Below are 6,697 nucleotides of genomic sequence, written 5' to 3'. Positions count from 1 at the left end.
ATTTTAATCAAGAAAAAGAGTCTGGGACAATAGTCTCTTGTCTCCAAAAAAAGCAACGGATTTGCCGTTGCTTTTTTACATGGTTGCGATAGTCTTACCAAAATAAAATTGCTTAATAAACCATTTAGAAAGGATATCCCATGCATATTCACTATAACACAAATCAAACAACTTTACCACTAGAAATCCGTTCTTTCTTGCCACAAGACCATCTCGTCTTTACTATTGAAAAGTAGTGAATACCTTGGAAGATTGTCACTTCCACGCCTTCTATCATGCCTTTAGTCGCCCGTCTTATCACTCTAAAATGCTTGTATCCATTTTTCTATTTGCCTATTCACAAGGGATTTTCTCTGGACGAAAAATTGAAAAAATGATGATTGAAAATCTCGCTATGCAATACCTAACAAGGCAGTTGGATGTCAGCTACCGCACTATCAATAGCCCATTATCAGGGAAAATGACTTGAAGAATATAACTCCTCATGGCTTCAGACATACTCATGCTATCTTGATGATTGAAACGGGTGTAGATCCTGTTAATGCAGCCAAAAGGTTAGGGCATGCAAGTAGTCAGATGACCTTGGATACTTATAGCCATTCTACAGTAGTAGGAGAGAAGAAAGCTATCACAAAATTTGTAGATTACCTGGATAGTGCAAAAGGTTAGTTTTCCAAGACGGTACCAAAAACAAAAAAAGCCAATTCCAACTTCTTGGAAAAGGCTTTGTATCAACGTTTTTAAGCAATAAATGCGGTTGATTATTTGAGACCGTATTTTTTGTTGAAACGATCCACGCGTCCATCTGCTTGAGTGAACTTTTGACGTCCAGTGTAGAATGGGTGTGAGTCTGATGAAATTTCCACACGGATCAATGGGTAAGTTTCGCCTTCGAACTCAACTGTTTCGTTAGAGCGTTTTGTTGAACCGCTAAGGAATTGGTAACCAGTAGTTGTGTCCATGAAGACAACTGGGCGATATTCTGGATGGATATCTTTTTTCATTTTGCAATATTTCCTTTCTGCCATGGTCTCTTTGCGAGCCATAGATTGTTACCATACTAGTCTATCAGATTCTGAAAAGTTTGGCAAGTATTTTATCAGTTTTTAAGCAAGTTTTTTAACTTTTGGTAGATGATTTCGTTTTCCTCTAGGCTATAGGAATTGGCACCACTTGCTAGGGGGTGGCCTCCACCATCATGTTCCTTGGCAATTTCATTGATAGGATGGATTTTACTGCGTAAGCGAACGCGGTAGTGGCCATCAGCCTGTTCCACAAAAATTCCCCAAAGACTCACACTGTCAATGCGTCCAGGTGCCCCCACAATAGCCGCAGTTTCAGCATCGGTCACATTGAATTGTTTCAAGATTTCTTGACTCAGGATAACGCGCGCTGCACCATTTTCATCCACTTCCAGATGGTCGTAGATGTAGCCTTGAAGTTTCGCAATTTTGTAGCTCATAGTGTCCATTTTGCGAGTGAGAGCCGCAAAGTCAAAGTTCTGTTCTCTCAGAGAGGCAGCCAGGCGGAGGGTGCGTGCAGTGGTAGAAGGGTAGAGGAAACGACCTGTATCACCAACAATTCCTGCAAAGAGCAACTCCGCAGCACGATCTGACAGGGCCAGTTGGGTTGTTTGGGCAAATAGGGTAATCATCTCACTAGCGCTACTTGAACTAGTATCCACCCAAGATAGGTCACCGTATACATCATCATTTGGATGATGGTCAATCTTAATGAGAAAATCACCTTGACTATAGCGCTTATCATCAATACGAGCAGTATTCGCCGTATCACAGACGATGACAAGGGCGCCTTGGTAGGCACTATCTTCAACATGATCCATTTCAGCCATCCAAGTAAGAGTTGGTTCATCAAAACCAACGGCTTTGATGGTTTTTTTTGGAAAATGATGCTCCAACAAGGCTTTTAAACCTACCTGACTTCCCAAGGCATCAGGGTCTGGTTTCATATGGCGGTGAATGATAATCGTGTCGTATTCTTTAATTTTTTCTAAAATTTGATGGCAAATGTCCATAAATAACCTCAATTCTTTCTCATTTCATTGTAGCACAAGAATTTTTATTTTTAAAATGAAAAAGATGTGATATAATGGAGAAAGATAAATTGAGGAGGACGATATGGCATTAGCAAAAATTGTATTTGCCAGTATGACCGGTAATACCGAAGAAATTGCAGATATTGTAGCAGACAAATTACGTGACTTGGGCTTGGATGTCGATGTTGATGAATGTACAACTGTTGACGCTTCAGACTTCTTGGAATCAGACATCGCTATCGTTGCGACCTATACATATGGTGATGGAGAATTGCCAGATGAGATGATGGACTTCTACGAAGACTTAGCAGACCTCAACTTGAATGGCAAAATCTACGGAGTGGTTGGTTCAGGAGATACCTTCTACGATGAATTCTGTAAGGCTGTTGATGACTTTGACCGTGTCTTTGTGTCAACAGGGGCAGAAAAAGGTTCAGAGTGTGTTAAAGTTGACCTTTCTGCCGAGGAAGAAGATATTGAACGCTTGGAACAATTCGCAGAAGAATTGGCTGCTAAATTAGGATAAGCATAAAAGTGCGCTGATGCAATCAATCAGTGCATTTTTCTTATCGTGAGTTGGGATTTTACTAGCCTATTTGGTGGCTTTTTGATACAATAATTCAAATAAAGGAGGAGACTGTATGGATTTAGATATTATTCGTCAAGAAATTGATCAAATCGACGACCAAATTGTCAAACTGTTAGAAGAACGAATGCATTTGGTTGAGGGAGTAGTTGCCTATAAGAAGGCATCAGGTAAGCCGATTTTAGATACCAAGAGAGAAGAAGTTATTTTTGAAAAGGTTAGAAGTCGTGTAGAGGACAAGCTCTATCAGGAGACTATTGTCGCGACTTTTTCTGACATACTCAAACGTTCGCGTGATTATCAGGATCAAAACATCAAATGAAAAAAGAACAATTTTATCCGCTAGGAATTTTTCTAGCTGCTATGGTGGGCGGATTGATTCGCTATCTAGTTTCCACTTGGTTACCAGCCAGTCCAGATTTTCCTTGGGGAACTCTCTTTGTCAACTATCTGGGAATTTTCTGCTTGGTTTATCTGGTAAAAGGCTTTCTGGTCTATAAGGGGACTAGTAAGGGCTTGATTTTAGCACTGGGTACAGGTTTTTGCGGTGGATTAACAACCTTTTCTAGTCTCATGCTTGATGCTGTAAAACTGCTTGATACAGGGCGTTATCTTAGTTTAGTCCTGTATTTGTTTTTGAGCATCGGAGGAGGTTTGCTCTTGGCTTACTATTTGGGGAGGAAGAAATGGTAATCATCTATCTTGCAATTGCTTGTGGCTTAGGAGCGCTCGTGCGGTATTTCTTTTCTCGCTATAATCAAGCATCTAAATTGCCTCTCGGAACGCTCATAGCTAATCTTTTAGGTTGTTTTTTGATTGGCTTATTCTACAATCATATTGAGTCCAAGGAAGTCTATGCTATTCTGGCAACAGGATTTTGTGGAGGTTTGACAACTTTTTCGACCTTGAATGACGAACTCCAAAGGTTGCTAAGTGATAAGAAGGTCTTTTATTCTTATCTGGCTTTGACCTACCTAGGTGGTTTGGTTGCGATTTTTTTAGGAATTCTGTTGTAAATTTCTTTACTTTTTTGTGGAAATTTGGTAAACTGTATCTTGTGTGTAATGGACGCACAAAAATACAGTTTATCCGCTGAGGAAGATTCCTCAAGATTGACAAAGATAGGAGAATAAAATGAATCCATTAATCCAAAGCTTGACTGAAGGTCAACTTCGTACAGATATCCCATCATTCCGTCCTGGTGACACTGTTCGTGTACACGCGAAAGTTGTCGAAGGTAACCGTGAACGTATCCAGATTTTTGAAGGTGTTGTTATCGCACGTAAAGGTGCTGGCATCTCAGAAAACTACACAGTTCGTAAAATCTCTAACGGTGTAGGTGTTGAACGTATCTTCCCAATCCACACTCCACGTGTTGAAAAAATCGAAGTTGTTCGTTACGGTAAAGTACGTCGTGCGAAATTGTACTACTTGCGTGCTCTTCAAGGTAAAGCAGCTCGTATCAAAGAAATCCGTCGTTAATTCGACTAAAAAACTCTGCTTCTTCAGCAGAGTTTTTATCTAGCTCCCTTAGTTCAATGGATATAACAACTCCCTCCTAAGGAGTAGTTGCAGGTTCGATTCCTGCAGGGGGCATTTTGGGAAGCGTAAAGAAGCGTAAAGAATATTCAAAGTGTTTGTTTATGGGCAATCATCACAATTTAGTTTTTTAAAATAGGTTAGTATTTTTGGAATCTTTGACCAAAGTGTGACCAAAATTTGACCAAAAGTCAATGAATATAGAATAAAGTAGATCAGGAAGCTGGTCTATTTTATTTTGTAGTTATTGAGAAAAAAAGTGTTTTGTTTTAATTTGACATTCATACATATAATGCGTATAATAGTAAGTGTAAGGAGGTAACGACTATATATGCCACTTACAGGTAAAGAAATGGTGAAACTAGCTCTTGAGAATGGATGGGTTGAAGTTCGTCAAAGAGGAAGTCATCATCATTTTAAGAAAGAGGGTTTTTCTTATCTCGTTACGATTCCAGTTCATGGAAATGAAGATTTGGGAAAGGGATTAGAAAGAAAGATTCTCAAAGATTTAGGATTGTAATTTTTACTTTCCTAAGTCTTTTTACATAAGAGGTAGTAGAATGTTGGAGGTAGTAGAATGTTAAAAACATATCCAGCTATTTTTCATAAAGAAGGAACAGGATATTGGGTAGAATTCCCAGAATTTGGCGGTGGTACAGAAGGAAAAAATATCGATGAAGCGATGAAAAATGCTCGAGAAATGCTTGAAAATGTTTTAGCTTCTTATATCGATGAAGGGATGGCGTTGCCTACTCCAAGTGATATTTTAAAGATTGAAGTTTCAGATGGTTTTGTATCAATGATTCAAGTAGATCCTGCGCCTTTTGTGAGAAGTAACAAGGCGATTAGAAAGAACGTGACCGTTCCTGAATGGCTAGTTCGTCTTGCTGATCGAGAAAAGATTAACTATTCAGAAGTTTTGGCACAAGCATTAGAGAAGAAGTTGCAAGTTTAAATTTAAAGCCTGTATTTAATAGGGATATGATTGTAATGTATTGACAATATTAAAAAAGGATAGAAGCAATGGTTTATACAATAGATCAGATAAAGGAAAAAATTGTTCCTGTTGCTAAACAATATGATTTATCTAAAATTTATCTATTTGGCTCTTATGCTAGGGGTGAAGCTGATGGAAAAAGTGATATTGATATTGCTTTGGAGTTAGAGGATGATTCGATATATTTTGATGTATATGGTAGGCTTTTAACTATTTTTGATGGTAATATAGATATTCTATTGGTTAGTGATTTACTTTCTCCTAAAACGAATATTGGGAAGTTAGTTAAGAAAAATTTTTTGAATGATAGAGAGGTTATTTATGAGAAGTCAATCTCTTGAAACTGATATAGCGTATTTGTAGGATATGGTTTTATATCTTGATAAGGCTGTTGCTGTTTTGGAAAAAAAGTAAGAAGATATAATTTACCTTTAGATGATGAAAATTTTGAAATTTTAACAAAAAAGGAGAATAATTAAAATGAGTGATAGACTTCCGATTGCTGAAGAGCGAGAAAGTATGCGTGCTGTTTTGGATTATCTAAAAGATAATGGAACTTTAACTTTGCCAAAAAATGTTTCGGTTATAAAAAATGGAAATTTGATAGTTAATGATATAATTAATGTGGCAGCTTTTGACTGTAATATTTACATGCGAGTGGATATTTCCTGGGATGAGGCAGGGTACACAAACTTTAAGGATTTAGGTCTATATCTTTCGTATGGCTCGTCTTATTATCGAATGACATATATTGATGGAATTTTGACGATTAAATCAGTTTCAGATGACAATATTGAAATAGTTATTAGATAAATTAAATGTGATATCTTACCAGCTTAAGAGATAAGATTTTTGGAAATTATTGCTGGTTAGTTAAGGAAATAGAATATGGAAATTAAAGAAATAAGTTATCAGGATAGAGTTCCCAAAAACATGATTTCAAAATTTAATTATTTTGTGAGAGATTTTCTGAAGGAGTATTCGGATCAGCTAGAAGAAATGGAAGCTGGCTCAGATATGACAGTTAAGAAAGAATATGAAGGAGATTTAGAAGTCTATTTTGTTGAATTTGATTTCAATAAAAAAGGTGGGGGATTTTTTACTGGGAATTTAAACAATTCTTTATTTGTAACTTGTAATAATGAATTTTGGGGGACAGTTATTTTAGAGTAAAAAACGAAGGAAAATTAAATGTTATTGGATATTTAATTCGTTTTTTAGGTCAAAGTGGATAACCAAGTATTTGAAATTTGTTCGGAAATAGAAAAAATAACACTATCATTAGATAATGTTATTTTTTTTGTTTTCATTATAAAAATTTGTAGCTATTTCTTTAACGTAGTTTTCATAGCTGGCTGGAATATCAGCGTTTTTTAGGTAGTCTTGATAGTTGAAGTGTTCATCTATTGGATATTCACTATTCACTAAACTCATAAAATCAAGGATTCGTCCTTTTTCACTGTTGTTTTCAATGTGACTTTTAAAAGTATCAATTTGAGAAAGTGACTTGTTGCAATCG

General features: G+C 36.8%; 13 protein-coding genes, 1 tRNA gene and 2 pseudogenes. 13 read left to right on the top strand and 3 right to left on the bottom strand.

What is annotated here, in order from left to right; all coding sequences use genetic code 11:
• Window positions 1-307: 307 nt before the first annotated feature.
• Together QZ565_RS07340 and QZ565_RS07335 are read left to right on the top strand one after the other, a co-directional pair.
• Window positions 308-469, top strand: a complete 162-nt coding sequence (locus QZ565_RS07340; RefSeq protein WP_261045198.1) for a transposase — start codon at window positions 308-310, stop codon at window positions 467-469.
• Window positions 448-669: pseudogene (locus QZ565_RS07335) on the top strand (tyrosine-type recombinase/integrase); the annotation flags it as partial. The gene QZ565_RS07340 and the pseudogene QZ565_RS07335, both read left to right, overlap by 22 nt.
• A 92-nt stretch (window positions 670-761) precedes the next feature.
• On the opposite strand, the gene QZ565_RS07330 reads toward QZ565_RS07335, so the two are convergent.
• Window positions 762-1,004: a type B 50S ribosomal protein L31 gene (locus QZ565_RS07330; protein WP_000710764.1), complete on the bottom strand. Its 243-nt coding sequence runs from the start codon at window positions 1,002-1,004 to the stop codon at window positions 762-764.
• 95 nt (window positions 1,005-1,099) lie between these two features.
• The gene (locus tag QZ565_RS07325) at window positions 1,100-2,035 is read right to left on the bottom strand and encodes a bifunctional oligoribonuclease/PAP phosphatase NrnA (protein ID WP_295527618.1); all 936 of its coding nucleotides are present in this window, start codon (window positions 2,033-2,035) and stop codon (window positions 1,100-1,102) included.
• Between the two features lie 103 nt (window positions 2,036-2,138).
• Between QZ565_RS07325 and QZ565_RS07320 the strand changes: the two genes are divergently transcribed.
• From QZ565_RS07320 to QZ565_RS07270, 11 genes are all read left to right on the top strand, one after another.
• Window positions 2,139-2,582: a flavodoxin gene (locus tag QZ565_RS07320; RefSeq protein WP_295527616.1), complete on the top strand. Its 444-nt coding sequence runs from the start codon at window positions 2,139-2,141 to the stop codon at window positions 2,580-2,582.
• A 115-nt stretch (window positions 2,583-2,697) separates the two neighbouring features.
• The gene (locus QZ565_RS07315) at window positions 2,698-2,964 is read left to right on the top strand and encodes a chorismate mutase (protein WP_295527612.1); all 267 of its coding nucleotides are present in this window, start codon (window positions 2,698-2,700) and stop codon (window positions 2,962-2,964) included.
• Window positions 2,961-3,335, top strand: a complete 375-nt coding sequence (gene crcB / locus QZ565_RS07310; RefSeq protein ID WP_295527609.1) for a fluoride efflux transporter CrcB — start codon at window positions 2,961-2,963, stop codon at window positions 3,333-3,335. Before QZ565_RS07315 ends, crcB (QZ565_RS07310) begins: the two co-directional genes overlap by 4 nt.
• Window positions 3,329-3,658, top strand: a complete 330-nt coding sequence (gene crcB / locus QZ565_RS07305; protein WP_295527606.1) for a fluoride efflux transporter CrcB — start codon at window positions 3,329-3,331, stop codon at window positions 3,656-3,658. The genes crcB (QZ565_RS07310) and crcB (QZ565_RS07305) overlap by 7 nt, the downstream gene beginning before the upstream one ends.
• 118 nt (window positions 3,659-3,776) lie before the next feature.
• On the top strand, window positions 3,777-4,124 hold the full coding sequence (rplS, locus tag QZ565_RS07300; RefSeq protein ID WP_001068669.1) for a 50S ribosomal protein L19: 348 nt from the start codon (window positions 3,777-3,779) through the stop codon (window positions 4,122-4,124).
• 42 nt (window positions 4,125-4,166) lie between these two features.
• Window positions 4,167-4,238, top strand: a tRNA-Arg gene (locus QZ565_RS07295).
• 274 nt (window positions 4,239-4,512) lie between these two features.
• Window positions 4,513-4,701 carry a type II toxin-antitoxin system HicA family toxin gene (locus tag QZ565_RS07290; RefSeq protein WP_001131503.1) on the top strand — a complete coding sequence of 63 codons (189 nt, stop codon included), beginning with the start codon at window positions 4,513-4,515 and terminating at the stop codon, window positions 4,699-4,701.
• A gap of 57 nt (window positions 4,702-4,758) precedes the next feature.
• Complete coding sequence (locus QZ565_RS07285; RefSeq protein ID WP_125410932.1) at window positions 4,759-5,136, top strand: type II toxin-antitoxin system HicB family antitoxin; 378 nt, start codon at window positions 4,759-4,761, stop codon at window positions 5,134-5,136.
• 68 nt (window positions 5,137-5,204) lie between these two features.
• The gene (locus QZ565_RS07280) at window positions 5,205-5,519 is read left to right on the top strand and encodes a nucleotidyltransferase domain-containing protein (RefSeq protein WP_124788008.1); all 315 of its coding nucleotides are present in this window, start codon (window positions 5,205-5,207) and stop codon (window positions 5,517-5,519) included.
• A gap of 139 nt (window positions 5,520-5,658) precedes the next feature.
• The gene (locus QZ565_RS07275; RefSeq protein ID WP_295527593.1) at window positions 5,659-5,991 is read left to right on the top strand and encodes a hypothetical protein; all 333 of its coding nucleotides are present in this window, start codon (window positions 5,659-5,661) and stop codon (window positions 5,989-5,991) included.
• A 75-nt stretch (window positions 5,992-6,066) separates the two neighbouring features.
• On the top strand, window positions 6,067-6,351 hold the full coding sequence (locus tag QZ565_RS07270) for a hypothetical protein (RefSeq protein WP_295527590.1): 285 nt from the start codon (window positions 6,067-6,069) through the stop codon (window positions 6,349-6,351).
• A 108-nt stretch (window positions 6,352-6,459) separates the two neighbouring features.
• Here QZ565_RS07270 and QZ565_RS07265 read toward each other — a convergent pair.
• Window positions 6,460-6,697, bottom strand: a pseudogene (locus tag QZ565_RS07265) (ImmA/IrrE family metallo-endopeptidase); the annotation flags it as partial.

This window comes from uncultured Streptococcus sp., assembly GCF_915066115.1.
GTDB lineage: Bacteria > Bacillota > Bacilli > Lactobacillales > Streptococcaceae > Streptococcus.
This window is presented reverse-complemented; position numbering and strand designations above follow the sequence as displayed.